We start from the raw sequence: 26,620 nt of genomic DNA, 5'->3' as shown, positions 1-26,620 counted from the left end.
GGGAGAAGGTAACATTGGATAACCTGAATATAAGGGTTCTTGACGAATCGGATGCTGAAGCTTATCAGGAATTGCGGCTGCGCGCTTTGACTCTCAGCCCTGCGGCCTTCGGTTCGACCTATGAACGGGAGGCGGCTTTTTCCATGGACATCGTAAGGGAACGAATCGCTCCGTCCGGTGATAAATTTGCTCTGGGCGCATTCGTTGACGGTAGGCTCACCGCCATCGTTACCTTTGTGCGGGAGCCGGGCGCCAAGACTTCCCATAAAGCGAATCTGTATGGCATGTACACCGCCCCTGAGGCCAGGGGAATCGGGATCGGTAAAGCGCTGCTGTTGGAACTGATCCGAAGAGCGGAGGACTGTCAAGGGGTGGAACGCCTGAACTTGACTGTGGTGTCGGACAATGAGCCTGCATGCCGGCTGTACCAGTCGGTCGGTTTCCAGGTGTACGGGGTGGAACGGAAGGCGCTGAAGGCCGGCGGCACTTACCACGATGAGGATTTGATGGTGCTTGAGCTTGGGGCGCAGCCTTAGAACGGAGCCGCTTCCTTGTACTTCTGTGATACTACGCTTCGGAAGACGGCCCGCTCCTTCAACTCAGCTGCTAACCTTCGTTCTTGGGGAATCCGTTCAGACTGGCCGGATAGTCGGCAGTCTTGCCGTCTTTCAGCGTTGGATGCTCCTCGGTAAAATGGTCATAGTTATGCGGACTGTTCTTAACGTCGGCCCGGTTGTCAGAGCGGTCCTTTTTGGAATCGGCGTTATTCTTGGGCATGCCATTCACCTCCTGTAGTGTTCATTAGTATAAGGAGACGGCTGCCAGTTTATCCGCGGTTCAATAAGAAAAACGCTAACCGGAGTCTTCCCGAAGAGGCTGCCGAATCCTTCTATAGTATAAAGAAAGCGTCCCCCGCCGAAGCGGAAGGGACGCTTTCTTGTCTGAGAAATTGAAGCTGAGCTTTACTTGTACCAGCCCCATACAAAGATGAACAGGGTTCCGAAGATGGTGACCAGGGCAACGAACAGTGCGTAGACGATGTTGATGTACAGCTCTTTCTTGTTGTCGGCGGATTCGCCGATATGCATGAAGAGGAAGAGCTGCAGGGAAGCCTGGATTACCGCAGTGATGATGAGGATTGCCATGTTGGTCCCATGGGAGAAGTCGCCATAGATGACGGCCAACGCGGCGGCGGAAAGGACCAAAGAGGCGATGTAGCCTATCACATGGCGAATGGGAAACAGCGTCTTCAACATGTTACATCAGTCCTTTCAGGTAGACGAAGCTGAAGATGAAAATCCAGACAACGTCCAAATAGTGCCAGTACAGCGAGAAGATAAACGATTTGTTGGCGATAGCCGGGTTGAGGCCTCTGCGCCAGATCTGAATCAGGATGCCGGTTCCCCACAGGAAGCCAAAGGTTACGTGTGCGCCGTGAGTGCCGAGAAGCACGAACAGGCTGGACAGGAACGCGCTGGTCTGCAGCGTGGCCCCTTCGTTCACATAAGTAACGAACTCCGAGATTTCGATGCCCAGGAAGCCCAGGCCCATCAGCAGCGTGATCGCGAAGAACACCATCACTGCGCGTTTATAGCCGTGACGCATGGCGTGGATGGCCAGGCCGATGGTAAAGGAGCTGGTGAGCAGCAGGAACGTCTCGATTAGCACCGGTCCGATTTCAAACAGCTCGGAGCCATTCGGTCCTGACGCGAAGCGATTCACCAGCACGAAATATACGGTGAAAAGAGTGGCAAACAGTGCGATTTCCGCTCCAAGGAAAATCCAGAAGCCAAAAATGCGGTTGCTGTTCTCATGTGTTGAGTATTCAAGCGGTTTGGAGGTATCTACTTTCATACCGTTCTACCCCCCAACTTCTGTTCTGTCCGCGTGACTTCGGCAGCTGAAATATAACGGCCGTGATCCTGTTCAAAGGACATGGCGGCCAGTGTAATCAGGATTGCCACGCCAGTAACGATGGCCGGAATCCACATGCTGAATACCATGAAGAATCCTGCCAGGAAGAAGATGACGCCGAGTACGAACGGCTTGCCGGTGTTGTTCGGCATATGGATCTTCGTGATCTCCCCTTCGAACAAAGGCTTCTTGTCGATCTTGGCTGCCCAGAACGGATCGCGGGTGCTGACCTTCGGCTCAATTGCGAAGTTGTATTCCGGAACCGGGCTGTGCGTTGCCCATTCGAGCGTGCGGGCATCCCAAGGGTCTCCATTCTCGTCGCGCGGCATGTAGCGCGTGCTCCAGTAAATATTGTAGACGAGAAGGACGAAGCCGATGGCAAGGCCGAGCGCTCCGATAAAGGAAATCATGTTAAGCGGACCGAAGCCCGTCTCCGGCGAATAGGTGTACATCCGGCGCGTCATGCCCTTCAGACCGAGAATGAACAGCGGGAAGAAGGTGACGTTGAAGGAAACCACGATCCACCAGAAGGAGTGTCTGCCAATCCGTTCGTTCAGACGGAAGCCGAAAACCTTCGGCCACCAGTAGTGGAAGCCGGCGATAACAGCGAATACCGCGCCCGGAATCAGAACGTAGTGGAAATGCGCCACAAGGAACATCGTGTTATGGTACTGATAGTCGGCGCTGGCCATAGCCAGCATGACGCCTGTTACACCGCCGATCGTAAAGATCGGAATAAAGGCAAGCGAGTACAGCATCGGCGTCGTGAAGCTGATTCGCCCTTTTCGCAAGGTAAACAGCCAGTTGAATATCTTGACCCCTGTCGGCACGGCAATCGCCATCGTGGTGATGGAGAAGAAGCCGTTGACCATAACGCCTTGACCCATTGTGTAGAAGTGATGCGCCCACACGAGAAAGGACAGGAGAGAGATGATCAGCATACTGGCGACCATTGAGGTGTAGCCGTACAGGTTCTTTTTCGAGAAGGTTGCGATAATTTCACTGTATATACCGAAGGCCGGCAATATAACGATGTAGACCTCCGGATGGCCCCATACCCAGAACAGGTTCGCCCACAGCATATCCATGCCGCCGTTGGCCATTGTGAAGAACTGGGAGCCGAACAACCTGTCGAACATCATCAGCGCCAGAGCAACGGTCAGAACCGGGAAGGCGAAGACGATGATTACGCTGGTGATGAGAATGGACCAGGTGAACATCGGCATCTTCATCAGCGTCATGCCAGGGGCGCGCATCTTCAGGATCGTCACGATGAAGTTGACGCCTGTCATCAGCGTACCGATACCGGCAATCTGCAGGGCGATGGCATAGTAGTTGTTGCCGACGGTCGGGCTGAACTCAGTGCTCGCCAGCGGGAAGTAAGCCGACCAGCCGGCGTCAGGCGATCCGCCGACGACGAACGAAATGTTCAGCAGCATTGCGCCGAAGAAGAAGAGCCAGAAGCTGACCGCGTTCAGACGCGGGAAGGCCACGTCGCGGGCGCCGATCTGCAGCGGGATGACAACGTTCATAAGACCGATAATAAACGGCATCGCCATGAACAAAATCATAATGAGGCCGTGAGTCGTAAAGACCTCGTTATAGTGCTGGGCGTTCAGAAACTTCATGTCAGGTGCGGCTGTCTGCAGACGCATCATCAGAGCGTCGACGCCCCCGCGGAAGAGCATGAGCAAGGCGGACAGAATGTACATCACGCCGATCCGTTTGTGATCCACGGTTGTCAGCCATTCCCGCCACAGCCAGCCCCATTTCTTGGTAACGGTTAAACCGACAACAATCGCGATCGAGGCAAGGGCAATGCTGGCCATTGCCCCGTATATCAGAGGCTCGCCGGGAACCTTGAATTTCTCCAAATCAAAATTCATTTGGGAGGTCTCCTTTCGGGTAATTGGGTAAGTCTAAGGCTAGTGGCCCTGGTGTGTCTGCTCATCAACCGGAGAGCTCGGCAGTGGTGAGTTCAGTTCAGAGTCTGGCTTTGTGTTGAACTCGGTCTCCTCGGTTGTAGCGGGAGAAGGATGAACTTCCTTGTTGTCCTGATGCTCCGTGCTGCCGTTGCCCATATCCATTCCGCTGTCTCCGCCCATATGCTCGCTATGCTCGCCTGGAGGAGGGCTGAAGCTCAGGTGATTCGACGAGTAGGTTTCCTGCCCGACATGGGCGGTCGCCAGCAGCGTCTTGAATCGGTCTTCAGTCAGCGGTTGAGCGGTTTCCTTAACGTCCTTCACCCACTTGTCGTAATCATCGCTGCTCATGGAGCGGGCGGTGAATTCCATTTGGGCGTATCCCTTACCGCTGAAGTTCGTGTTTCTTCCCAGGAAGTCTCCCTGGGCGTCAGCGGCGAGATTCAGGTAGGTAACCATGTCGCTCATGGCGTACTTCTGTCCGCCAAGCTGCGGAATCCAGAAGCTCGCGATCGGTCCGAAGGAGTACAGTCTGAACTCGACCGGACGGTTCACGGGGAAGTTGACGTAATTGACGGTCTCAATGTCTTCCTCCGGATAGCTGAAATGCCATTTCCAGTTCGAAGCCGAAGCATAAATGACAAGCGGCTTCTGGTCTTTGTAATCCGTAGGCACATTTTCCACGGCATTTGTTGTTTTAACGGTTACAACTGACAGGAATGCGACGATAATGATCGGGATTGCGATCCAGATCGTCTCCAGCCATTTATTTCCTTCCTCATGCGGTGGAATGTATCCTTCGTTGCTCTTTTTTGCACGATACTTCACTAACATGATAATGTAGAGGATGTAGACCACAGCCAGAACCCCGAGCATCGTGAGGATTGACAGGATGATCGTGTCGGACAGCGTTCTAGCCGCCGGCCCCTTCGGATTCAGCACCGTAAGCGAGCTGCAGCCGGGAAGCAGCAGAACAAGGCTGAAGAACAATGCGTATAACGGCCCCTTTTTGTTCATGATGAACTCCTTTCCTTTAATACTGGTTCTAATTAACCGGAAAACATCAACCTGTATCTATATTAAAAATTCCTTAAAGACAATGCAAAAACCAAATTATTTTTTTATTCCTATATAAATCCAGAAAAATGAACATTCCGTTAACATTCTGTGTAAATTATATCACAAAAACAAAGAAAATATGATATAAATCACTGGAAAAGCGCTATATTGCGGCAATTTTGTATTGTTCATAATTTGTTCATGAATCCAAAAATGTTGCTAACTTTGTCACAAATATCGATCGGAAGAGCGACGAACTTTCACACGGAAAAGTAACAAAATTTTGCCCTGTCGGTTACATTCTCTCAAATTTACCACCCTTGGTTTGTGTTATCGTAGGGGGAGGAGAGATCAAAACTACATAGACAGGAGATTTGTCGAAATTGTTCAGAAAGTTTGGGATTACCGCACTTATTTGTATGATGCTGCTGGGAATGGCTTCTTCGGCCTGGGCCGTAGGGAGCACAAGTCTGAAGCTTGGGATCAACGACAGTCTGACAGATGTGAAAGCAACAGCCGTGGATGACACCTTCTACGTTCCGCTTCGGGCGATGGCGGAGCAGTTGAAGCTGAATCTGGGGGGGACGCCTCAAGATCTGGTGCTGTCCAGTAATTCCGTCAGTCTGAGGATCACCGGAGGAAGCAAGGCGATCTCTGGCAACGGAACGGAGATGGCGGTGACTACTTTTGTTCGGGGCGGCAGTATTATGGTCCCGGTCAAAGTGGCAACGCTGCTCGGGTATTCCGTATCCTATAAGCCCGAATTGTATCTGCTTAGGCTGACGGACGGCTCTCAGAAGCTGGATGACAAAGCTTTCGCTTCGAAGTATCAGGATCAATTGAAGCCAAAAGCTCCGACACTGCCATCCGCAGGTGTTACGCAGCCGAAGCCGAGCACTCCGAAGCCAGGTACCCCGAAGCCGACAGCCAAGACCGTCTACCTCACATTCGATGATGGGCCTTCTGCCAACACAGGCAGGCTGCTCGATATTCTGGATAAACATGGAGTGAAGGCAACATTCTTCATGCTGGGTCCGAACATCGGGAAATATCCGTCACAGGTCAAGCGCATGACTGCAAGCGGCCACGGGCTCGGGCTTCACGGCATGAGCCATGTGAAGAACAAGTTCTATGCTTCGCCAGCGGCGGCGCTGAATGAAATGAATCAGGACAACGCTGCTCTGAAGAAGGCTGCGGGCGTAACGACCCGGCTGATCCGGACGCCTTACGGCAGCAAGCCCTATTTCACAGGCGCGTTCCGCGACAAGGTGCTGTCTGATGGTTACCATCTGTGGGACTGGAACATCGACTCCCTTGATTGGAAGTACAAGAGCGACAGCGCATCGATCTACCGGGGGGTGGTCAACCAGCTGACCAAGCTCCAGAAGAGCGGAACGGCGCCGATCATTCTGATGCATGATCAGAAGACCACTCTTAACGTTCTGCCCCGTATACTGGATTATCTCCAATCCCATGGGTATCAATTCGAAATCATCACATCCGATCTCACCCCGGTTAACTTCTGGAAAGATGTACGATAATTTGCAGCACAAAAAACGTTCCCGGCCGCTATGCGGTTCGGGAACGTTTTTTGTGTACCAATGAGAGAGGATCAGCTGCCTGCTTAACCGTAACCGGTATGAATCCGTCAAGGGGGTTATTCCCCAAATGCGTAAATGAGCAGCATATCGGTCAGCTCGGCCTTGATCCGGTCTGGTTCGATGCCGCCCCGAAAGAAGACCATGCGGTCAACGGCGCTGTTCACCGCTTCGAACATAACAGCGGCCGCAGCCTCCAGGTCGCGGACGCGAAGCTCGGGTTCGCTCAGCTTCAGCACCTCCAGCGTCTTGCGTCTGGCCTGATCGAACTGATCCTCCATAATTTCCTGGACTTCCTCGTCCGTTACCATCATGGCCGACAGCTCACGGTGGAAGGTGATATAGGGGGCATGGGACTTGACGAGAGCATCAATCAGCCCGGAAATAATCTCCCGTTTGTCCGCAAGATGAAGATTGAACTTCTCGATCGTCTCATCAACATGCGCATGAATAGCCTTGCTGTTGATCCTCAGCACTTCTATGAAGACGGCGCGCTTATCCACAAAGTAGGAATAAAAGCTGCCGGTAGATACGCCTGCGGCAGCGGCAATCTGCTTCGTGTTGGTTCCGTGATAGCCCTTCTCCGAAAAAAGCCGGGAAGCCGCCTGTACGATCGCTTCCTTGGTCCTGATGCTGCGGTCCTGCTGCGGCTGCCTCGTCTTGTCCTGTATGAGTTCTTCGCTGTCCTTCACGTTCAAACCCTCCTTGATTCGATTGTAATTATGAGGGGAACCCCTGTCAATAAAAGTTGAACCGAAGTTCATATTTATCGTTGACAAACATGAACTAAGGTTCATATAATCAAGAACATGAACTATAGTTCACATTTATGCGGGGAGTGATTATGAAAATGAATGAGAAGACAGCCAGAGTGATGGCGTTCACCGCCATCATACTCGGTTTTTTTATGGCGCTGCTGGACACGACAATCGTCAATATCGCATTGCCGGAGATGACGCGTTATTTCGGCGGGAATGTCAGCGACATTTCCTGGGTGATGAACGGCTATAATCTGGCATTCGCCGTATTCATCCTCACGGCGTCCCGGCTGGCGGACCAGTTCGGGCGGCGCAAGGTGTTCATGTTCGGCATCGCGCTGTTCACGCTAACCTCGCTGCTTGCGGGATTTGCGCCGAGTCTCGGCATTCTGATCGCGCTGCGGGTCATTCAGGGGCTGGCCGGAGCCATCATTGTTCCAGTGACAATTCCGCTCACGACCACGACGTTCCCCAAGGAGATGCACGGTGCGATCATCGGCATATGGGGCGCGGTATCGGGGCTGGCGGCGGCCAGCGGGCCGGCGCTTGGCGGACTGCTGATGGACCAATTGGGGTGGCAGTGGATTTTCTACGTCAACGTGCCCCTCGGGGTTCTGAGCCTTATTTTGACGCCGCTGTTTATCCGGGAATCGAAAGACGAGACGGCCGGGCGGCGGATTGACTATCCGGGAACCTTTTGGATTACGGCAAGCCTGTTCTGTCTCGTCTACGGACTGATCCGGGTATCGGACTTAGGCTGGACCTCGCCGGCTGTCCTTATTCTGTTCGCCGCCGGGCTGCTGGGCCTGCTGTTCTTCCTGCTGGCTGAGCGGAGAGGGAAGGAGCCGATGCTTCCTCTTGAGCTGCTGAAGATCAAGCCGTTCAACGGCGCATCGCTTACCCTGCTGATCGTCGGAGCGGGACTGATGAACATATCTCTTCTGACTTCGTTCTTTCTTACGAGGATGATGGGAATGACGGAGCTGAAGGCCGGACTGATTCTGTCGATGATGGCCATTGGCTCCACACTGACCTCGGCGCTGTGCGGGCCGCTGTCCGGAAAATTCGGCAGCCGCTGGTTTGCCGCTGCGGGTGTGGCCGTCATAGCCGGCGCCACGTATTCGCTCGGCGGACTTGAGGCGAATTCGCCGGTAGGCGCCGTTCTGCTGCGGCTTGCCTTAGCGGGGCTTGGCATAGGGCTAACGATGGCGCCGGTTATGTCGTCCGCAGTCCGAAATGTGCCGGAGGACAAGGTTGGCATCGCCTCCGGTGTGACGAATATGACCAAGTCGCTGGGCAGCGTACTCGGCGTTGCCATCGTCGTCACCCTCCTGCAGCAGAATATCGCGGATGAGATGAAGCCTGCCGAGGCCAGTGCGCTCCAGATCGTCAGCGAGGACAGCGTTCTGCTGCCTCCTGTGAAGGAGGCGCTGTTGGCTTCGCTGAAGAACGCCGGCGCCGCTGCGGAGGGTACCACCAGCGCTCCGCCGGCGGGGCAGACCGCGCTGGCGGTCGAGAAGCAGCTGCGCAGCGCCGCCGCGAGCCTTGCGCCTGCGCAGCGAGCCGCGCTGGAGCGGGCGATCCCCGCCCAGTCGGCGGAGGCGGAGAAGCTCGCCGGCCGGATCTCGGCCGGGCTGAAGGAAGCGGCCGTGCAAGGCTTCGGCCGCACCTTCGCTGTTGCTTCGCTGCTGCTGCTTCCCGGCATCGCGTTTGCGGTGATCAGCGACCGGCCATACCGCCGGGGCCGCCGCGAGATCAAGTCTGCCGCGGAGAGCGAGATATCATAGGCAAGAGCATAAATGAAGTTCGAGTCTATCCCCGTGTGTGCGAATTGCACAGGCGGGGATTTTTTCTTGACGATCAACTGTATTATTAATTATAGTACAGTTAATACGTCTGATCTGCAGGGTACTGCAACAGTCCTGCAGGAGAGGGGAAGGAGGAATTGACCGTGTTCGAGCTGGATATCCGCAGCCGGAAGCCGATTTACGAGCAGCTCACGGACAAGATTAAGGAAATGATCCTGTACGGCATTCTGAAGCCCGATGAGCAGCTGCCGTCGGTGCGGACGCTGTCGGCGCAGCTCACCGTCAACCCGAATACGATCCAGAAGGCTTACCGGGAGCTGGAGCGGGAAGGTTATATTTACTCCCGTCCGGGCAAAGGAAGCTTCATCTCCCCGGCGCAGCAGGGAACTCTTGCAATCAAGCGGGCCGAACTGCGCGCTTCGCTGCTGCGCCTGATGGCGGAGGCCGTCTATCTGGGTTTTACAGAGGCGGAGATCGGGGAGCTGTACCACGAAGCGTCGGAGAAAAGAGGAGAGGAGAGCGGAGATGATTGAACTTCATGAGGTCAGCAAAAGATTTCAGGACCGCCAGGCGGTCGCCGGAGTTACCTTGAACATACATAAAGGGAGCATATTCGGATTGCTCGGCTCGAATGGCGCGGGCAAAACCACGCTTCTGAAGACCGCTGCGGGCATTTACCGGCCCGACGCGGGAAGCGTGCTGATGGACGGCAAGCCGGTGTACGAGAATCCGGACATCAAGCGCAGAGTCTGGTTCATGCCGGATTATCCGTATTTTTTTCCGCAGGCTACGATTCAGCAGATGGCCCTGTTCTACGAGTCGGTCTATGAGGGGTGGAACGGCAATCGCTTCAGAGAGCTTGGGGAGCTGTTCCCTCTGGACGTCAAGCGCAAGCTGAACCGCATGTCCAAAGGGATGCGTCAGCAGGCGGCGTTCTGGCTGGCGCTGAGCTGCATGCCCGATATGCTGATCATGGATGAGCCGCTGGACGGCCTTGATCCGGTAATGCGCAGGCTCGTCAAGAACGTGCTGTTCCAGGAAGTGGCCGATCGCGGACTGACCGCTGTCATTTCATCGCATAATCTGCGCGAGTTAGAGGACCTGTGCGACCATGTCGGCATCATGCACAACGGCGAGCTGCTGATCGAGAAGGAGCTGGATGAGCTGAAGACCGATACGCACAAGGTGCAGGTCGCCTTCCGGGATGAGCGCCACGAGAGCGCGATTGGCTCCAGACTGACCATTCTTCATCAAGAGAAGCGGGGAAGCGTCTGTCTCTACATTGTAAAAGGGGAGCGAAAGAAGACCGAGCAGGCATTCGCCGCTTACCAGCCCTTTGTGCTGGACCTTCTTCCGTTAACGCTTGAAGAAATCTTTATCTATGAAATGGAGGGGGCCGGCTATGACATCTCGCCGATACTTCTTTAACCGGGGCGTTATCCGGCAGGATGTGAAGCAGCACAGCTGGATTTCGGTCATCTATTTGCTCGGCCTGCTGTTCTCGCTGCCGCTGCAGATGCTGCTGACCGCAAATCCCGATAACCCGGCACGGAAAATCACGAGCCTGTTTATGGTGAATGGATCTCCGACGATGCTGTTCACCGCCACGCTGCCGGTTGGAGCGGGCCTGATCCTGTTCCGGTATCTCCAGCATAAGGGAGCGGCGGACGCCGCCCACAGCCTGCCGCTGCGCCGGAGCCATCTGCTTGCCAATCATTTGGCGAGCGGGGCGGCCATGCTGCTGATTCCGGTATGGCTTACGGCTCTTGCGGCGGGTCTGCTAACGCTTTGGAGCGGCAATCCGTTCCAATACGGGGCCTCCGAGGTCTGGTGGTGGGGCTTAAGCGTCAGCGTAGTGACGCTGTTCCTGTTCGTCTTTACTGCATTTGTCGGCATTTGCATCGGACAGACGGTTCTCCAGGGAGTTGTGGTCTATATTCTGCTGATTCTGCCTTTCCTGCTGTCGCAGATGGTGCTGTTGCATCTGAATCTGTATCTGTACGGTTTTCTTACGACAACGGATACCAGCGGTGTAGAGAACTGGTCGCTTCTTATTCATATGATGAACGTGTACAGCCGGCCATTCAAGGGAGGGGAGGTTTCCCTGTATGCCGTACTGACACTGGTCTTCGCTGCGCTGTCCTTTGTGCTGTACCGCAAGCGCTCGTCGGAGACGGCCGGACAGGCGATGGCGTTCACCTATTTCAATCCGCTGTTCAAGGGCGGCGTTATGCTCTGCGCCATGCTGATTGCAGGTACCTACTTCGCGCAAATGCGCGCCGGTCAGATCGGCTGGGCGTTTGCCGGATATGCTCTTGGCGCATTGGCCGGCTATATTGCAGCGGAAATGGTGATCCGCAAAACCTGGCAAATCTGGAGCCGAAGCCTCCCGCTCCGGCTGACTGGATACGCCGCGGTTATCGGTGTACTTCTGTATGTGCCTGTATCTCCTTTGACCGGCTTTGAGAGCCGGGTTCCTTCCCCGGACAAAGTTGCAGGCGTCTATGCGGGCGGACAATACTGGCAGTATTTTGAGTCCCGGAATAGGAATGAGAACGAGGTTGACACGAACCTGGCCCATAGCCCTTTTGATGGCGTTGATCCGTTTGTCTCCGATCCGGGATATATCTCAGCCGTCCGCAAGCTGCATGAGGCGGTGGTGCAGACGCGGCCGAAAGAGAATTCGTCACTGGCCTGGTATGAGCGTTCATCCATCAGCTTAACGATCGTGTATGAACTGAAAGACGGCACACGCTTGTCGAGACAGTATTCGGTTCCTGTTGCCGGTTTTGAACCGGAGCTGAAGGCGGTTATAGAATCGAAGGCGTACAAGGATAAGGAATATGTGCTGGACCAGCTCGATCAGCCGAATTCCCGGATTGAATTAAGCTCAGGGCTTCATTCCGCAACGATCGCGGACGAGGATATGAATGAGTTCAGAGAACTGCTTAAGCAGGAAATCTCGCAAATGAGCTTTAACGATCAGCGGGACGACCGGACTGCACTGGCTAACATACAGATTTATCCGGATGATTCGATCGGACGCAGTTATTCGTTCAACTGGTATGACTGGAAGCCTTCATACCGGAAGCTCGGCGCGTGGCTGGAAGAGAAGGGATACGCGGACCGCGTGCTGATCAAGGCGAAGGATGTGGTCTCCGTCGAACTGGCCGATCTGGCCCGGATTCCACCGGACATTCTTCGGAATAATAATCCTGAGTCCTACCTTGCGGAGGCCAAATCGCAAAATCAGGCGGTGACCGTGACGGACAAAACGCAGATAAGCGAGCTGCTGAAGCTGCGGCGTTCCTTGAAGCCGGTCGCGGACAGCTGCATAATTAAGGTGAAGCTCACTAATGGCAACGGCGATTATTTCCGCATTAGCAAAGCTGAGCTGCCCCCCGGCATTTTGAACTAGTCTGATCGTATAAAAAAGAAATCCGGCGTGGGGGGCAACCGGGCAGTGTGAAGCGAAGGGGGGAGCGAAATGAAACCGGTGGAGGATCATCTGGATTTTGGCCTGCAGATTGTATTTATCGGCTTCAATCCGAGTCTGAAGTCGGGAGAAGAGGGACATCATTACGCGAATCCGCGAAATAACTTCTGGCGAATCCTCGAAAAAAGCAGGCTGACTCCGCGTCTGTACCAAGCCGCCGAAGACGGGGAACTGCTGAAGCTGGGCTACGGCTTCACCAATATTGTCGCCCGTCCAACCCGGGCTGCGGAGGAAATTACCCGCGAGGAGTACAACTGCGGGAGAGAGCAGCTCCGCGCGAAGCTGGAACGGTTCAGGCCGAAGATCGCCTGTTTTGTGGGAAAAGGCGTCTATACGGAATTCAGCCGCCGCGGACAGGCGGACTGGGGATTCCAGGACGGCGTTCCGCCTGTGGTAGACGGCGTTCCGCCTGTGGTAGACGGCGTTCGCGAGTTCGTCGCGCCCTCTTCAAGCGGACTGGTGCGGATGCCGATGGAGGAAATCGTCGGGATTTACCGCCGTCTGGCCTGCGAAATCCGGGAACAGCCGGGGGAGGAAGCTGCCGGGTTGGCGGAGGAATAGCTTGCTGTGATGCCATAAGGCTATTCACGTTCAAATATGACTAACGAGAAGAAACCTTCAGACCCGCCGATTGTGTGGGCTGAAGGTTCTTTGCCGTTATGACAGCAGCCGTTAAGCCGCTAGTGCTAAGCCAGCTGCTGTTATGCCTTTATCATTAAGCCAGCAAGCCGCTCCGCGCCGCTCGCAGTCGCTCGTGCCATCCGCAGCCGCGCCGCCCGCTGTAGCTCCGTGCCGTCCGCAGCTGCTCCGCGCCGCTCGCAGGCAGCGATAGTCTGCGGGCGAATGTCCATACCGCATCTGGGGCGGTGAAGCGGAAGTGACAGTATTTTTCGATAAATAAGAGGTTATCTCTCATTGCCGGAAGCCCCGGATGACGGATACAATGTACAAAGATGTCAAGCCTAATCGTACCGCCTGGCCGGGATTGATCAACACGACGCTTGCCGGCCGGTGCTGCTGTTATTTCCATTCAAGCCGGGAGGGTTTTGTGAATGAAGTATGAGGTACTGTTATTCGATGCGGACGATACGTTGTTTGATTACAAAATGGGAGAGAGCTATGCGCTTCAGGAGGCTTTTCGGGAGTTTGGCAAGCCCGAGGGCTTTGAAGCTAGTTTGACCACGTATCAGCAGATTAACAAGGCGCTCTGGAAGGACATGGAGCTTGGTCTTGTTTCGTCGGCCGATCTGCGCGTGGAGCGCTTCGCCCGGCTCTTTGCGGAGCACGGGTACAAGCTGGACCCGGGGGCCTTCAGCGATTCCTACCTGAGACATCTTGGTGCGGCGTCCTTTCTGATGGAAGGGGCGCTGGAGCTCTGCGGCGCGCTTCCGGGCTGCACGCTTGCTGTTATTACGAACGGAATCAAGGAGGTCCAGTATTCGCGAATCCGGGGCTCGGAGCTGCGCGGCGCATTCTCGCATATTATCATTTCGGAGGAAGTGGGCAGCCAAAAGCCCGAGCCGGGCATATTCGACTATGCCTTTAACCGGCTCGGGCTTGGTCCCGAAGACAAATCCAAAGTGCTCATTATCGGAGACACGCTTACGTCCGACATCAAGGGGGGCAATGCCTACGGGATCGACACCTGCTGGTTCAACCCGCGGCTTCAGCCGGCCGATCCCGGCATTGTCCCGACTTATGAAATCCACTCGCTGTCGGAGCTGGTTGCGATCGTCAGCGGTGAGGGCGGACAGGCTTAGTGCCGCGTATCCAGCGGCTTCAGCATCGCCTCGATTTCGCTGCGCTTCGGCTCTAGGAATGGAGGAAGGGCCAGGGCCTCGCCCAGGCTCTCAAACGGCTCGTCGGTATCAAAGCCCGGACCGTCCGTTGCCAGTTCGAACAGGATGCCGTTCGGCTCCCGGAAGTACAGGGAACGGAAATAATACCGGTCGACGAAGCCGGAATTCGGCAGCCGGACGGTGCGGATGCGTTCGACCCAGCGCCGCAGCTCCTCCTCGTTGTCTACGCGGAAGGCGACATGATGGACCCCGCCGCGGCCCAGCCGCTCATTCGGCAGGTCGCTGCGTTCCTCAACATGCACCTCCGCTCCGGAGCCGCCTTCACCGGTCTCAAAGACGATGACGTCCGGCTGGCCCGTAACGGTTGAAGGATAGGTTCCCTTGCGGCGGAAGCCAAGCAGCTGCTCCAGCACTGTGGCCGTCAGATCGGCGCTCTCCACCGTGAGGTGGGCGGGGCCGAGTCCGGTTATGGCGAATTCATGAGGAACGGGGCTCTTCTCCCAGGGCTGCCCGGCGGCGACGCCTGTGTTATGCTCATCCGAGACCAGGAAGAAGCGTTGGCCTTCGGGATCACGGAAGAACAGCGTCAGGCGTCCGCCGCGTTCTTCAATTTCGCCGTGTTCCGCTCCGAATTGCGCCAGCCGGTCCTTCCAATAGGCTAGTGCCGCGTCCGACGGCACGCGCAGAGACAGGGCGGAAATGCTGTTGTTGCCGTCACGGTTGCGGCCTGCGTTCGGAATTTCGAAGAAGGTGACCTCGGTGCCGGGGGTTCCCCGTTCGTCTCCGTAGAATAAGTGATAGACCGAAATATCGTCCTGGTTGACCGTCTTCTTGATCAGCCGGAGTCCAAGCACTTCGGTGTAGAATTTATAATTCTCGGGAGCCTTGGCCGTTAATGCGGATACGTGGTGAAGTCCTTTCAGTTCCATGGCATATGCCTCCAAATCATTTTGTTGTTTAACTAAACTTAAGTTACTATAATTTTATCAGTAACATACGTAATATTCAAGGCCTTTCTCATACTCTGGAACAATGCCATTTGGCTCTCCGGATTGTGGCCTGTCCCTATCATTATGTGATATATTAAATGAACAAAAACCAAAGTAAGGAGCTTGGAAATGGAAAAAACATTGATCTTTGGGCACAAAAACCCCGACACCGATACGATTTGTTCCGCTATCGCCTATGCCGCTCTCAAGAAAGAGCTGGGCTGGGACGTGGAGGCCATTCGCCTTGGCGAAATCGGCGCCGAAACGAAATATGCGCTGGACTACTTCGGAGTTGAAGCTCCCCGCCTGGTTGAGCAAGTGGCAGGCGAAGCCAAGCAGGTTATTCTCGTCGACCATAACGAGCGCCAGCAGAGCGCAAGCGACATCGATCAGGTGCGCGTCGTAGAAGTCATTGACCACCACCGGATCGCCAATTTCGAGACAGCTCATCCGCTCTACTACCGCGCCGAGCCGGTAGGCTGTACGGCGACGATCCTGAAGAAGCTGTACAAAGAGAACGGCGTAGAAATCAGCAAGCCGGTTGCCGGGCTTATGCTGTCCGCCATCGTCTCCGACTCCCTGCTGTTCAAATCCCCGACCTGCACGGAAGAGGATGTAGCCGCAGCCAAGGAACTGGCCGAAATCTCGGGCGTGGATGCCGATGTATACGGGCTGGACATGCTGAAAGCCGGCGCTTCCCTGCTCGACAAGAGCATTGACACGCTGCTTAATCTGGATGCGAAGGAATTCTCGATGGGCAGCAAGAAAGTCGTAATCGCCCAGGTCAATGCTGTGGATACGAACGATGTTCTGTCCCGCCAGGCCGAAGTCGAAGCTGCTCTGCAGAGCAGCATCGACGAGAAGGGCCTCGACCTGTTCTTGTTCGTCATCACGGACATTCTGAACAGCGATTCCGTCGGCATCGCGCTGGGCAGCGCGGCTGGAGCTGTGGAGCAAGCCTATAACGTGAAGCTGGACGGCAACAAGGCCCTCCTGAAGGGCGTTGTCTCCCGTAAATCGCAGATCGTTCCGGTGCTGACCGAAACGTTGTCCAAGTAAGAAGAGCGGCATCGTACAAGGATGCAGCCGGGATACTCTCCGAAGGGCCGGAAGGGTCCGAAGGAGCTTGTCCCTTTGAGCGCACAGGAGCGCCACCGTCTGAAATGGCGGCGGCGCTCTTTTTATATGCGGGAGCTTGGAGCGGGTACGGATTTATGAACTTCAGCTGTTGCCTGCAAGGATAACCGTTGTTACAATGAAGGGGAATGAAGGAAGGGAGGAGACTCAAATGGCCAAACGCAATATAGGCTCCCTGCAGTACAAATCTTTCGGTCTTGCTCTCCAGGCGCTGGTAGTGCTGACCAAGGAAGGCGGAACATGCCCGAGCTGTGAAATCGCCAAGCTGATGTCTTCCGAGCCTACGCTTCTGCGCCGTATTCTGGCCAAGCTGGCCAAAGAATCGATTCTGGTGACCCGGGAGGGAAGGGATGGCGGCTACATGCTGAACAAGGCGGCTGACCAGCTTACCCTGGCAGAGGTGTACCGTGCGCTCGAGGTGGGTGAAGCCCGGCACGAAGCAGTCAGCGGAACGGCATGCACGAACGAATTCGGCAGACAGATGAAGACGGCTTTCGCAGATATTCTGGATGAGGTGGACAGCGGCGTTCTTGGTGTGTTGAAGAAATATACCGTTGCTGATATAGCGGCGAGGGCCGGATATTGACAACACTGTTCTGGCGCTCTATACTGTGCTTATTGCGCAACAGTTAAGGATCAAACTGGAAGTTGAGCATTGTGATTTGGCGGAAGTTTGGCGAGTGAGTTATTTTTTTGTTCATAACTGTGTTATTAACTGCACAGAATACAAGGGAATCCCGGGAGGCTGAATCCAATGGAAAATCAAGTTCAAGTTGCTCCATCTTTTCAAGAGGTTATTCATGAGCGTCATTCGGTGAGAAGTTATGACCCAAGCCGGAAAATCTCCGAGCAGGAGATCAACGAGCTGCTCAGCGATGCCATTCTGGCGCCGTCTTCCTCCAATCTGCAGCCGTGGCGGTTTCTCGTGATCACGGATCAGGCGCTGAAGGACCAGCTGCTGCCGATCGCGAAGAACCAGCAGCAGGTTGTGGACGCTTCCGCCGTCATCGCTGTTCTCGGCGACCGTGAAGCCTATCGCAATGTCGATCAAATCTGGGATTCCGCCGTTGAAGCGGGCTACGCCACTACGGAGATCCGCAACCGCATGACGGAGAACAGCTGGAACGCTTATTCCAGCTTCGGTCCGGAAATTCAGAAAGACATCGCGCTGGTGGACGGCGGGCTGATCTCCATGCAGCTGATGCTTGCCGCCAAGGCGAGAGGCTATGATACGGTTCCCATGGGCGGATACAACGTGCAGGAGTTCCGTGAGTTGTTCCAGATTCCGGATCGTTATGTCAATGTTATGCTGATTGCCGTGGGCTATGCCGCCGCAGAAGGCCGGCGCACCACCCGGCTCCCGCTGTCAGACGTGACGTTCTACAATGAATTCAAAGGCTGAGCTATCGGATTGAGCCATCTGATTCGACTACAATTCCCGGGCTTCCTAACGGCGCCCGGTTAATATTATGAACCCCTGCCGTCCGGCGGGGGTTCATTAGCGTCTGCGGGACTTTCCGAGCGGTGAAGACCGCCTTTCGCCCGCCGGTTTGGAACAGGACTCCGCTGCGTGCTACAATCGTGGTAAACAGCCTTGGGCAGTGCGCAGCCCGTTTGCAAGGAAATCCATCCCGATCAACAGGAGGAGATGATGACGATGATTCAGGTATACCCGGCCGAAGAGGCTCACCGGTTCGATCACGGATGGCTGAGCGGCAGCCATTTATTCTCTTTCGGCGAGTATTACGATCCCGATAATACCGCGTTCGGTCCCATGCGCGTATGCAATGACGACACGATTTCCCCAGGGAGAGGGTTTGGCGCCCATCCGCATAGCGATATGGAGATCGTCTCGATCGTCCTGTCCGGCGTGCTCCGTCATGAAGATAATCTCGGGAATGTAGCGGAGAGCACCTTCGGAGGCGTTCAGCGCATGTCGGCCGGAACGGGTGTCATTCATACTGAGCATAACCCATCCGCAGACGAGCCGGTGCGCCTGCTGCAGCTCTGGTTCATGCCCGCAGTTCGCGGCAAAGAGCCGTCCTACCGTGCGGGACAGTATCCGCCGGAGCGTCTGAACGGCGGTCTGCTGCCGGTAGTCACGCCGGATGGCCAGGACAGTGCGGTGGACATCGGGCAAGATTTGACCATCTACCTGGGGCGACTGCATGCCGGCCAGAGCGAGGTCTTCCGGCAGCGGCCGGGCCGCCGTATTTTTGTATATGTAATAGAAGGAACGCTTTCAGCCGGAGGAGCCGGGCTTCGTTCCGGAGATTCCGCCCGGATTATAGATGAGCAGAAGCTTAAGCTTGAGGCGGCAGAGTCCGCTTTGATTATGCTGATCGATCTGCCTTAACGAACTGAACTGTGTGAAAGGAAACCGTCTGGAATGGAGGAATAGACAGATGAACCAGCAGGAGAGAGTTTTGGTCAAGCATGCCGTAACCGGACGGACACTGCTGAGCAGCGCGGACGGACTTGCGTACAGCTTCGAGCAGGACGGCGGTCTGACGCGCTTGACCATCCGGGGCGTGTCGCCGGACAGAGGCCGGCAGGTGCTGGAGCTGAAGTCCGAGCTTAACGTCTTCCGGTTCGAGGAACCGGAAGGCGCGCCCATCGTGAAGCATTGGTACTATGTCGGAGACAATCCGGTTGAGTATGATGAAGGCACAGGTAATCTGACGGTCACGGCCGAACGGGAAATCGAATACCGGCCCGACCAGTATTGGGAGTAGGCTCCAGGCAGGACGTTTGACTTTTGCGCTCCGGTGTACTAATTTGGGTATGGCTGCCAAATGAGTATGCCGGATTTTTTTAGAGGACGGGAGATTTGGAGAATATGGATATTTTCTCGGCAATGGAACAGAGTGACTATGAGGAGCTGGTGTTCTGTCAGGACCGGGCGTCCGGACTGAAGGCCATTATCGCGATACACGATACGACGCTGGGACCCGCTCTGGGCGGAACCCGGATGTGGACATATGCCACAGAGGAAGAAGCGATTGTGGACGCGCTTCGTCTGGCGAAAGGGATGACCTACAAGAATGCCGTGTCCGGGCTTAACCTGGGAGGCGGTAAGACCGTCATTATCGGTGATCCCAAAAAAGACAAGAATGAAGCGATGTTCCGCGCTTTTGGCCGATATATACAGGGACTCGGCGGACGGTATATTACGGCGGAGGATGTCGGCACGACGGAGGACGATATGGATATCATCCACCAGGAGACCGATTATGTGACCGGAATCTCGCAGTCGTACGGCTCATCGGGCAATCCCTCGCCCGTTACGGCCTTCGGTGTATACCGTGGGATGAAAGCCGCGGCGAAGGAAGCCTTCGGAAGCGATTCGCTCGAAGGGCGGACCATCGCGGTTCAGGGCGTCGGCAACGTGGCTTTCGCGCTGTGCGGCTATTTAAAGGAAGAAGGCGCAAGGCTGATCGTGACCGACATCAACAAGGAAGCGGTGCGCCGGGCCGAGGAAGCTTACGACGCGAAACCGGTCGATCCGAAGGATATCGCTTCGGTAGCATGCGATATTTACGCGCCCTGCGCGCTCGGAGCGGTCATTAACGATGCGACGCTGCCGCTCATCAAGGCGAAGGTCGTTGCAGGCGCCGCCAACAACCAGCTCAAGGAGCCGCGTCACGGCGACGCGCTCTATGAACGCGGCATCGTCTATGCTCCGGACTATGTGATCAACGCGGGCGGCGTGATCAACATTGCCGACGAGCTGAACGGCTACAACAAAGAGCGCGCGTTGAAGCAGGTGTCGAAAATTTACGACAACATTACGCGCGTGCTCGACATTTCCCGCCAGAAGGGCATTCCGCCCCATGCGGCTGCCGACCATCTGGCCGAGGAACGGATCGCCCTGCTGAAGAACAGCCGCAGCACCTTCCTGCGCGATGGACATAACATCATCAGCAGAAGACGGCCCTGAACGCCTTCCCGGATCATGTCCGGTTGGACTTGAAAGCTGAACTAACATCAAAAGCCTCCTGCTCTCTGCCGGCTGTGCCGGACAGAAGCCAGGAGGCTTTTCATTTGGAGCTTCTACTGAACCTGATTCTACTGAACCTTCACGGGCTCGGGGTAGGTTACGCCCAGCGTATCCACCGTCACTTTTTTAATAACAGGCGGTTCTTTGGGACGGTCGTTGCTGTCACGGTCCAGTGCGACGATGGCGTCTACGACATCCATTCCCTCGGTTACCTTGCCGAATGCCGCGTAGCTTCCATCGAGAGACGCCGCCGCATCGGTCATAATGAAGAATTGGGAGCCGGCGGAATCGGGATCATTCGCTCGGGCCATCGACAGCACGCCTCGCGTATGCTTGAGATCATTGGTGAAGCCGTTGGCGAGGAACTCGCCTTTAATGCTGTATCCAGGTCCCCCGGTGCCCGTTCCCTCCGGATCGCCGCCCTGAATCATGAAGCCAGGGATCACCCGGTGGAAAATAAGGCCGTCATAGAATCCCTTGTTGATCAGGGAAATGAAGTTGTTGACCGTATTGGGTGCGACTTCGGGGTATAGTTCAGCTTTGATGATGCCGCCGGATTGCATCTCGAAGGTCACAATGGGGTGGCTGGCGCTCGCCGAAGGCTGACCTGCGGAACTGCTGCCCTCTGCGGAGGAAGCCGGGGAAGGGGAAGCCGCCGTCTCGCCGGAAGCTCCAGGCTTGCTGCCGCAGCCTGCCATCAGGACGAGCAGAGCCAGTCCCAGAAACGCCCAAATGGCAAATAGTCGGGTGCGTGTCGGACGCGTCGATTTCACTTGTTCATCTCTCTCCTTATAGATCCTTGGTTATAAACGTACTATCGAAGTCATCATAACCTGTCCGGTTCAACTTTGTAAAATTAAATGAAGAATCGGGATTGGCAGAGACTCTAAACAGGTTTACAATAATAGGATGTTACTGGGTATCATGACCCCGAAAATTCATAGATATTAACTGACAAAAAAAGGCCGCCGGACCTGTATCCGGCGGCTAATCCTAGTTCTTAGGAATGTCTATGCGCTGCAGCATAACGGGAATAACAAGGAGACGTGTCCTACTCATTGTCCTCGCCTGTCGATCCGTTGAGCACATCCGTACCCGGCATTACATCGATCGGCGGGGAGGAAGGGTCAACCGGGCTTCCCGGTGCGATTGTCTCGGCGTCCGGGACATCCTGAAGAGGACCGGTCCCGTCCTCATATACCGCTTCGTCGCCAGGATAGTCCTGGGTTCCCTGGGTTAGCCCTGCCGCGGCGGCGGCGAAGGAAGTGTCCGAGCTTAGGAGCTCGTCTCTTCCGGGGGCAGGCCCTTTCAGAATCCCGCTGCCCAGTGTATGAGGGGGCGCCGCACCGACAGCGGCGGGGGCACTTAAGCCGACATCCTCTGCCATTTCACGGTCCAGCGCGAGAACCTCGTCTTCCGGGGCGAACAGGCCGACCTCATCGGGCGCGCCGCTTCCCGTCCGCTCATGGCTGGCAAAGGGCGATTCGATGGGAGTCCGCATGCTGCCGGTGGCTTCCCCGCTCAGACTCTGGGCCGTCTCCGTTCCGACGAGACGGATATCGTCAGCGGGAATGTCCTGTTCCGGCGAGGTGCCGCGCAGCTTGGAGTAACGCTCATATTCGAAATCGGCTTCCGTTTTTTTGAAGTTAGCCATTATCATTCAGCTCCTTATTATAAGGTGTCGCCGTTCTGCCGTCATCTTCAGGCAGTGCATGGCGTATTGCTTCTATTTGATTATCGTCTGGCAGGGCATCCGGAAAGGACCCCTCCTGAAACAGGCCGAATTCTTCATCTATATCGCGTTCGGTTATGAGGTCTTCGTCCTCGGCATCGTGCTTGACCCGGGGGTTTTTCATCAAGCGCTCCTCCTTCCGTATCTCAAGTATAAAGATAACGCTTATACTTAATGTATACCCTCCCAAAGCTGAGCGAATCCATGCAGCTTCCGGTTCCTGTATTCCTATGTAGTCTTTCACCGCACCGGAAGATCTATGCCACGGGAGGAGAGCAGACGACATTGTCGAAGGGATAATGGACCCTGCACCTATACTGAAATATGATGTTCTTAATCGGCAGGACCGGAATACCCTGTACCGGAAGCCGTCTGGATCCAAGGGGAGGAATTTGTGGTGAGCGGCAACAACGAGTTGCTGAATTATTATTTGAATGAGGCGCTGATGGATCTTGTGATCGGCGGATCGCTGATTTTTGCTGCCGTTATTTTGGGCATCTGCGCGATGTTTCTGAAGAAAAATCTGTTCGCCAGCGGATTTCTGCTGATGCTGATTATGCTGTCTTCCGGGGTGCTGATCATCTATTACTCCCCTTACTTCTCGATATTGGTCGGCCAGAGGGAACGATGGAAGGATATATTCTTCGATCTGGCGCTCTTTACCCTGCTTCCGTCCTTCACCTTTTATTTTGAGAAGCTGTTCGGCCCGGGCCGTCACAAGCTTGTGACCAAGCTGAGGAAATTTCAAATCGGATTTTCGCTCTTTTGTATATCGCTGAGCCTGCTGAACATCCTGTCCTCCTACCAACTGAACGTAATCTATAATATTTTCACGATCTATATCACGGGTATATTAATGATGCTTCAATTTGTCTTTCTGTTGACGCTTGCGGTGCGTTATGCCGTAAGGCACAACGTTGAAGCGATTATCTTTACCTCGGGTTTTGCGGCATTCGCAATGACGGCGCTGATTGAGCTGCTGATCTTCTATACGTCAGGCGAGCGGTATTACTTGTATTGGTGGAAATGGGGATTCGTCGCCTTTTTGATCTCGCTCATCGTCATCTTGGGGCGCCGGTTCGCGAAGACTCACGAGCAGGTGGTGGAATATTCCAAGGAGCTGGAGAAATTCAATAACGATCTTCAGCGTTCGGAGAAAATGGAAATCATCAGCGAGCTGGCCGCTTCGGTTGCACATGAGGTCCGGAATCCGCTGCAGGTTACCCGGGGGTTTCTGCAAATTATCGGCGACGGCTCGGACAGCAAGCAGAAAGAGTATTTGCAGCTGGCCATCTCGGAGCTGGACCGGGCGGTGCATATCATCAATGATTTTCTCACATTCGCCAAACCGGAGATGGATAAGGTGGACCGTGTGAACCTCGGCGGCGAGCTCAGGCATGTGGCTGGCATCCTTCTTCCGCTGGCCCAGACACAGGGCTGCAGAATTGAACTGCATCTGGAGGAAGATCTGTATGTGAAGGTCAGCGCACCCAAGCTCAAACAGGCTTTTATCAATATGGTCAAGAACGGCATCGAAGCGCATAAGGACGGGGGGCTCGTGACCATCGTCGCCTGGAAATCCGGGAATTTCGTCATTGTCAGCATCCGCGACCAGGGCGAAGGCATGACCGCCAGCGAGCTGGCCCGGCTCGGAGAGCCCTATTTCTCCAACAAGACCAAAGGAACAGGCCTTGGGCTTATGGTCTCCTTCCGTATTATCGAGGCGATGGAGGGGACCATCGAATTCCAGAGCACCAAAGGGAAGGGAACCGAAGCCATCATCAAGCTGCCCGCCGTGAGAGACTGAAAGCCGCGGTGCTCCGTGGCCGGTAGCCTGATCGAAGAGGGGAATGGTATACACTCGGGCAAATGCTGATCCATATCCGGCTGGGCCAGAAGGCTGCAACGCCCGACGGGCGGACCCTGGTCCGAAGGCCCGGGGGATTGTTCTGGACGGAAGGGGAGCGGAAAGGGGCGCTTGCCTCGGATCAGGCAGCTTCTCTCTCCGACCTATGGCGCATCTATGAAGATGGGGAGAGCTTGGTTTGGACCGGCGGCCGGGAGAAGGTCGAAGCAGAAGGAGCGCCAAATGCTGGAGAACCAGTATGATGAACTGCTGGGGCTTACCGCGAATCATGGGAACAGGGGGAAGGGGAAGAGCATGGTAAAGAGTGAGCGCAGGTATATTTTTCAGTCTATTGGCATATCTCGTCCAATAGGACTGTTATCCCACTTGCTATCCGGGGTATAACATACATAGCGGCATAACCAGCTTGGCCTACCGGAATCCTTATGGCCTATCCGTAGTCCGGGCCAGCGGGTCCAATGGCGGGATCATTCATACACAAGGGGCCAGTCCCCCAAATAGCGCCGAATTTCAGCAGATGAAATCGGACCTGGAGATAGCGGGAATTGGAACGGGGGGGAGTCATTCATGCCGGCGGCGGCATCGCGCCTGACGGGCAACTCGGATTTAGCTGGCAGCCATAAGGAAAGAAACAGAACATAGTCTTTACATGTAGTGGAACTTAATGACATTTGAGGTTTCCCTAATACCCTTTTTCAGACGGAATAAACAGGGAAAAATAAAAAAAATATGCTGATTTTTTAATCGTGTAACCGTTCACACTCTGAAAGATAACTTGTTATTGTGATTTTTCTTTTGTATGATGCTTTTAACGAGGCAGTTCCCAGGAAGGCTTCATGCTCGCATTTTCCACAAATTTGGAGAATTGGGTGGTGGGATGAATATCAGGTTAACTGCGGAAGATCGAATGATCACTTTTTTCAGATATTTTTCACTGTCCCTTACTTCACTGATTTTCCTGTTGACGCCCAATGGTCCTCCAGTTGTCTATAAAATTCTGATCATAATCGGCCTGGTGCTGCTTGCTCTCGTGTTCACCAGCACATACAGATCCATGCGCTACAGGCCACATGCCGTGATGCTGTACGTCAGCATCGAAATGATGATAATCTTGCTTCTGGCGATTTTTACCGGCGGATTTAACAGCCCCTTTAAGCTGTATTCGCTGAATCCCATATTGATTGCAGCGGGTTCGCTCTCTTTTTATTTTTGCTGGACCCTGATGGTCGGTTATTTTGCAATTTTCTTTGGTTGTTGCTATTTTTTCTATAAATCTGCGGGAGATTCGTTTGCCTCTGTTTTGCTGGAGAACGGAAATTTGTTTCTTGCGCTTGCGCTTACGGTAACCTTCATGCAGCTGTTGTCGAAGCTGAGACGGCAGCGGGAGGAAGCCAACGCGCGGACGGACGAGACGCTTGAGCATATCAAATCGCTCTATCACATCGTGGAAACCTCAAGTGAGCATGATTTCATGAATATCGGACAGGTCATTACGGATTATGCCGTGAAGCTGACGAAGCTCAATAAGGCGTTATTCTGGTTCGCCGGCACTGCCGGAGAGCCTTCGCCCGTTAGCCGCCAGACCGGCTGGCTTTCCGAGGAGGAGAATAACCTGTTCGGAGAGCTGAAGAAACATGAGTCCGATTGGCGGCGCCAGAAGGAGCCGCTGTTCAAAAGTCTTCCGGGGTTCGGGGATCTGCTTCTGATGCCCGTCCGCATGAGCACCCGCTTTGTCGGCATGATCGGCGTAAAGCTCGAGGCGCATGAAGGGCTCGAAGGAAGAAGATGGTACATCCAGCAGCTGATGTTCCTGGCCGAACTGAGCGCGATTACGCTTGAAAGGCATGAACTCAGTGTAGCCGAGAATAGGCTGATTGTAACGAATGAACAGAATCGGATCGCCGATGAAATGCATGACAGTGTCTCCCAGAGCTTGTTCGGCATTGTCTATGCGGCACACTCTCTCAAGCAATCCTTCCGCAAAATGACCCCTTCGCAGCTTGAGGAACAGATCGAGCTGATCCATGATTCCGCGACAAAAGCAGCCAAAGAACTGCGAATTACGATTTACAGCCTCAGCTCCAAGAAAAGCGGCGGGCCGACATGGCTCGGCATGGTGCGGTCTCACTTGAAAAATTTGTCGCGGCTGAATGATGTGGAAATCGACTTTAAGGTGAAGGGCGATGACTTTAGTCTCCCGTATACTTATCACAAGGCGCTTTTCCGGATTATTTCAGAAGCTACAGGCAATGCCATACGGCATGGCGCAGCCCAAAAAATCGAAGTGGAGCTTACGCTTAAGCCCAGATGGGCAGGGCTTGCGATCCGCGATGATGGCGTCGGATTTGACACCGACCTGTTGTGGACCCGCTCCGAAGAGGGCAGCGGGGGACTCGGGATGAAGAATATGCAGCATTTGACCCAATCGCTGGGCGGTGACTTCCAATTGTCGAGTAACGAGAATGCAGGAACCCAGATTCTGATTTCAATTCCGGTAGGCGTAGTTGAACTAAAGAACGCATAAGGATGATAAGGAGGTCT

28 protein-coding genes are annotated in these 26,620 nt (G+C 54.8%); 17 read left to right on the top strand and 11 right to left on the bottom strand.

Translation table 11 applies throughout. From position 1 onward, the window contains the following. Window positions 1–14: 14 nt before the first annotated feature. The gene (locus tag KIH86_RS11110) at window positions 15–536 is read left to right on the top strand and encodes a GNAT family N-acetyltransferase (protein WP_235775361.1); all 522 of its coding nucleotides are present in this window, start codon (window positions 15–17) and stop codon (window positions 534–536) included. 70 nt (window positions 537–606) lie between these two features. Here the strand turns inward: KIH86_RS11110 and KIH86_RS11105 are convergent, their stop codons facing one another. The 5 genes from KIH86_RS11105 to qoxA all read right to left on the bottom strand — a co-directional run bounded on the left by KIH86_RS11105 (window position 607) and on the right by qoxA (window position 4,853). Continuing rightward, entirely contained in the window at window positions 607–777 is a 171-nt protein-coding gene (locus KIH86_RS11105; protein WP_223081099.1) for a hypothetical protein, read from the bottom strand. Between the two features lie 185 nt (window positions 778–962). After that, on the bottom strand, window positions 963–1,256 hold the full coding sequence (qoxD, locus tag KIH86_RS11100) for a cytochrome aa3 quinol oxidase subunit IV (RefSeq protein ID WP_223081100.1): 294 nt from the start codon (window positions 1,254–1,256) through the stop codon (window positions 963–965). A 1-nt stretch (window position 1,257) separates the two neighbouring features. Continuing rightward, window positions 1,258–1,854: a cytochrome aa3 quinol oxidase subunit III gene (qoxC, locus tag KIH86_RS11095; protein WP_223081101.1), complete on the bottom strand. Its 597-nt coding sequence runs from the start codon at window positions 1,852–1,854 to the stop codon at window positions 1,258–1,260. Continuing rightward, complete coding sequence (gene qoxB / locus KIH86_RS11090) at window positions 1,851–3,800, bottom strand: cytochrome aa3 quinol oxidase subunit I (RefSeq protein WP_223081102.1); 1,950 nt, start codon at window positions 3,798–3,800, stop codon at window positions 1,851–1,853. The genes qoxC and qoxB overlap by 4 nt, the downstream gene beginning before the upstream one ends. 39 nt (window positions 3,801–3,839) lie before the next feature. After that, entirely contained in the window at window positions 3,840–4,853 is a 1,014-nt protein-coding gene (gene qoxA, locus KIH86_RS11085) for a cytochrome aa3 quinol oxidase subunit II (RefSeq protein WP_223081103.1), read from the bottom strand. Window positions 4,854–5,278: 425 nt separating this feature from the next. On the opposite strand from qoxA, the gene KIH86_RS11080 reads away from it, so the two are divergent. Further along, entirely contained in the window at window positions 5,279–6,436 is a 1,158-nt protein-coding gene (locus KIH86_RS11080) for a polysaccharide deacetylase (RefSeq protein WP_223081104.1), read from the top strand. 116 nt (window positions 6,437–6,552) lie between these two features. Here KIH86_RS11080 and KIH86_RS11075 read toward each other — a convergent pair whose 3' ends face one another. Then, the gene (locus KIH86_RS11075) at window positions 6,553–7,185 is read right to left on the bottom strand and encodes a TetR/AcrR family transcriptional regulator (RefSeq protein ID WP_235775360.1); all 633 of its coding nucleotides are present in this window, start codon (window positions 7,183–7,185) and stop codon (window positions 6,553–6,555) included. Between the two features lie 158 nt (window positions 7,186–7,343). Between KIH86_RS11075 and KIH86_RS11070 the strand changes: the two genes are divergently transcribed. The 5 genes from KIH86_RS11070 to KIH86_RS11050 all read left to right on the top strand — a co-directional run bounded on the left by KIH86_RS11070 (window position 7,344) and on the right by KIH86_RS11050 (window position 13,116). Then, on the top strand, window positions 7,344–9,038 hold the full coding sequence (locus KIH86_RS11070; RefSeq protein ID WP_223081105.1) for an MFS transporter: 1,695 nt from the start codon (window positions 7,344–7,346) through the stop codon (window positions 9,036–9,038). A gap of 164 nt (window positions 9,039–9,202) precedes the next feature. Continuing rightward, window positions 9,203–9,592 (top strand): GntR family transcriptional regulator, encoded by a 390-nt coding sequence (locus KIH86_RS11065; RefSeq protein WP_223081106.1) that lies wholly within the window; start codon window positions 9,203–9,205, stop codon window positions 9,590–9,592. Beyond that, the gene (locus KIH86_RS11060; RefSeq protein ID WP_223081107.1) at window positions 9,585–10,487 is read left to right on the top strand and encodes an ABC transporter ATP-binding protein; all 903 of its coding nucleotides are present in this window, start codon (window positions 9,585–9,587) and stop codon (window positions 10,485–10,487) included. The genes KIH86_RS11065 and KIH86_RS11060 overlap by 8 nt, the downstream gene beginning before the upstream one ends. Continuing rightward, the gene (locus tag KIH86_RS11055; protein WP_223081108.1) at window positions 10,462–12,477 is read left to right on the top strand and encodes a DUF6449 domain-containing protein; all 2,016 of its coding nucleotides are present in this window, start codon (window positions 10,462–10,464) and stop codon (window positions 12,475–12,477) included. Before KIH86_RS11060 ends, KIH86_RS11055 begins: the two co-directional genes overlap by 26 nt. A 69-nt stretch (window positions 12,478–12,546) precedes the next feature. Beyond that, on the top strand, window positions 12,547–13,116 hold the full coding sequence (locus KIH86_RS11050) for a mismatch-specific DNA-glycosylase (protein ID WP_223081109.1): 570 nt from the start codon (window positions 12,547–12,549) through the stop codon (window positions 13,114–13,116). A gap of 154 nt (window positions 13,117–13,270) precedes the next feature. Here KIH86_RS11050 and KIH86_RS11045 read toward each other — a convergent pair whose 3' ends face one another. Next, window positions 13,271–13,471, bottom strand: a complete 201-nt coding sequence (locus KIH86_RS11045; protein WP_223081110.1) for a hypothetical protein — start codon at window positions 13,469–13,471, stop codon at window positions 13,271–13,273. A 136-nt stretch (window positions 13,472–13,607) separates the two neighbouring features. On the opposite strand from KIH86_RS11045, the gene KIH86_RS11040 reads away from it, so the two are divergent. Beyond that, window positions 13,608–14,315, top strand: coding sequence for a YjjG family noncanonical pyrimidine nucleotidase (locus tag KIH86_RS11040; RefSeq protein WP_223081111.1), 708 nt, complete (start codon window positions 13,608–13,610; stop codon window positions 14,313–14,315). Here KIH86_RS11040 and KIH86_RS11035 read toward each other — a convergent pair. Further along, complete coding sequence (locus KIH86_RS11035) at window positions 14,312–15,283, bottom strand: ring-cleaving dioxygenase (protein WP_223081112.1); 972 nt, start codon at window positions 15,281–15,283, stop codon at window positions 14,312–14,314. The two genes, KIH86_RS11040 and KIH86_RS11035, sit on opposite strands and share 4 nt — an antisense overlap. Before the next feature lie 189 nt (window positions 15,284–15,472). On the opposite strand from KIH86_RS11035, the gene KIH86_RS11030 reads away from it, so the two are divergent. The 6 genes from KIH86_RS11030 to KIH86_RS11005 all read left to right on the top strand — a co-directional run bounded on the left by KIH86_RS11030 (window position 15,473) and on the right by KIH86_RS11005 (window position 20,420). Further along, a complete protein-coding gene (locus KIH86_RS11030; RefSeq protein ID WP_223081113.1) occupies window positions 15,473–16,402 on the top strand; it encodes a manganese-dependent inorganic pyrophosphatase in 930 nt (309 codons plus the stop codon). Window positions 16,403–16,631: 229 nt separating this feature from the next. After that, window positions 16,632–17,066: an RrF2 family transcriptional regulator gene (locus tag KIH86_RS11025; protein ID WP_223081114.1), complete on the top strand. Its 435-nt coding sequence runs from the start codon at window positions 16,632–16,634 to the stop codon at window positions 17,064–17,066. 168 nt (window positions 17,067–17,234) lie between these two features. Beyond that, window positions 17,235–17,882 (top strand): nitroreductase family protein, encoded by a 648-nt coding sequence (locus KIH86_RS11020; RefSeq protein WP_223081115.1) that lies wholly within the window; start codon window positions 17,235–17,237, stop codon window positions 17,880–17,882. A gap of 255 nt (window positions 17,883–18,137) precedes the next feature. Continuing rightward, the gene (locus KIH86_RS11015; protein ID WP_223081116.1) at window positions 18,138–18,836 is read left to right on the top strand and encodes a pirin family protein; all 699 of its coding nucleotides are present in this window, start codon (window positions 18,138–18,140) and stop codon (window positions 18,834–18,836) included. A 49-nt stretch (window positions 18,837–18,885) separates the two neighbouring features. Continuing rightward, a complete protein-coding gene (locus KIH86_RS11010; RefSeq protein WP_223081117.1) occupies window positions 18,886–19,215 on the top strand; it encodes a hypothetical protein in 330 nt (109 codons plus the stop codon). A 104-nt stretch (window positions 19,216–19,319) separates the two neighbouring features. Next, complete coding sequence (locus KIH86_RS11005; protein ID WP_223081118.1) at window positions 19,320–20,420, top strand: Glu/Leu/Phe/Val family dehydrogenase; 1,101 nt, start codon at window positions 19,320–19,322, stop codon at window positions 20,418–20,420. Between the two features lie 128 nt (window positions 20,421–20,548). Here the strand turns inward: KIH86_RS11005 and KIH86_RS11000 are convergent, their stop codons facing one another. The 3 genes from KIH86_RS11000 to KIH86_RS10990 form a co-directional block, all read right to left on the bottom strand. Then, complete coding sequence (locus tag KIH86_RS11000; RefSeq protein ID WP_223081145.1) at window positions 20,549–21,178, bottom strand: peptidylprolyl isomerase; 630 nt, start codon at window positions 21,176–21,178, stop codon at window positions 20,549–20,551. Window positions 21,179–21,531: 353 nt separating this feature from the next. After that, on the bottom strand, window positions 21,532–22,134 hold the full coding sequence (locus KIH86_RS10995; RefSeq protein ID WP_223081119.1) for a hypothetical protein: 603 nt from the start codon (window positions 22,132–22,134) through the stop codon (window positions 21,532–21,534). Beyond that, window positions 22,127–22,336, bottom strand: coding sequence for a hypothetical protein (locus tag KIH86_RS10990; protein WP_223081120.1), 210 nt, complete (start codon window positions 22,334–22,336; stop codon window positions 22,127–22,129). Before KIH86_RS10990 ends, KIH86_RS10995 begins: the two co-directional genes overlap by 8 nt. 273 nt (window positions 22,337–22,609) lie before the next feature. On the opposite strand from KIH86_RS10990, the gene KIH86_RS10985 reads away from it, so the two are divergent. The 3 genes from KIH86_RS10985 (at window position 22,610) to KIH86_RS10975 (ending at window position 26,603) form a co-directional block, all read left to right on the top strand. After that, window positions 22,610–24,019: a sensor histidine kinase gene (locus KIH86_RS10985; protein ID WP_223081121.1), complete on the top strand. Its 1,410-nt coding sequence runs from the start codon at window positions 22,610–22,612 to the stop codon at window positions 24,017–24,019. A gap of 62 nt (window positions 24,020–24,081) precedes the next feature. Then, complete coding sequence (locus KIH86_RS10980) at window positions 24,082–24,321, top strand: hypothetical protein (RefSeq protein WP_223081122.1); 240 nt, start codon at window positions 24,082–24,084, stop codon at window positions 24,319–24,321. 635 nt (window positions 24,322–24,956) lie between these two features. Beyond that, window positions 24,957–26,603, top strand: coding sequence for a sensor histidine kinase (locus KIH86_RS10975; RefSeq protein ID WP_223081123.1), 1,647 nt, complete (start codon window positions 24,957–24,959; stop codon window positions 26,601–26,603). Window positions 26,604–26,620: the final 17 nt, after the last annotated feature.

It is taken from the genome of Paenibacillus sinensis, from assembly GCF_019904155.1.
In the GTDB taxonomy this organism is placed as follows: domain Bacteria; phylum Bacillota; class Bacilli; order Paenibacillales; family Paenibacillaceae; genus Paenibacillus_AQ; species Paenibacillus_AQ sinensis.
This window is presented reverse-complemented; position numbering and strand designations above follow the sequence as displayed.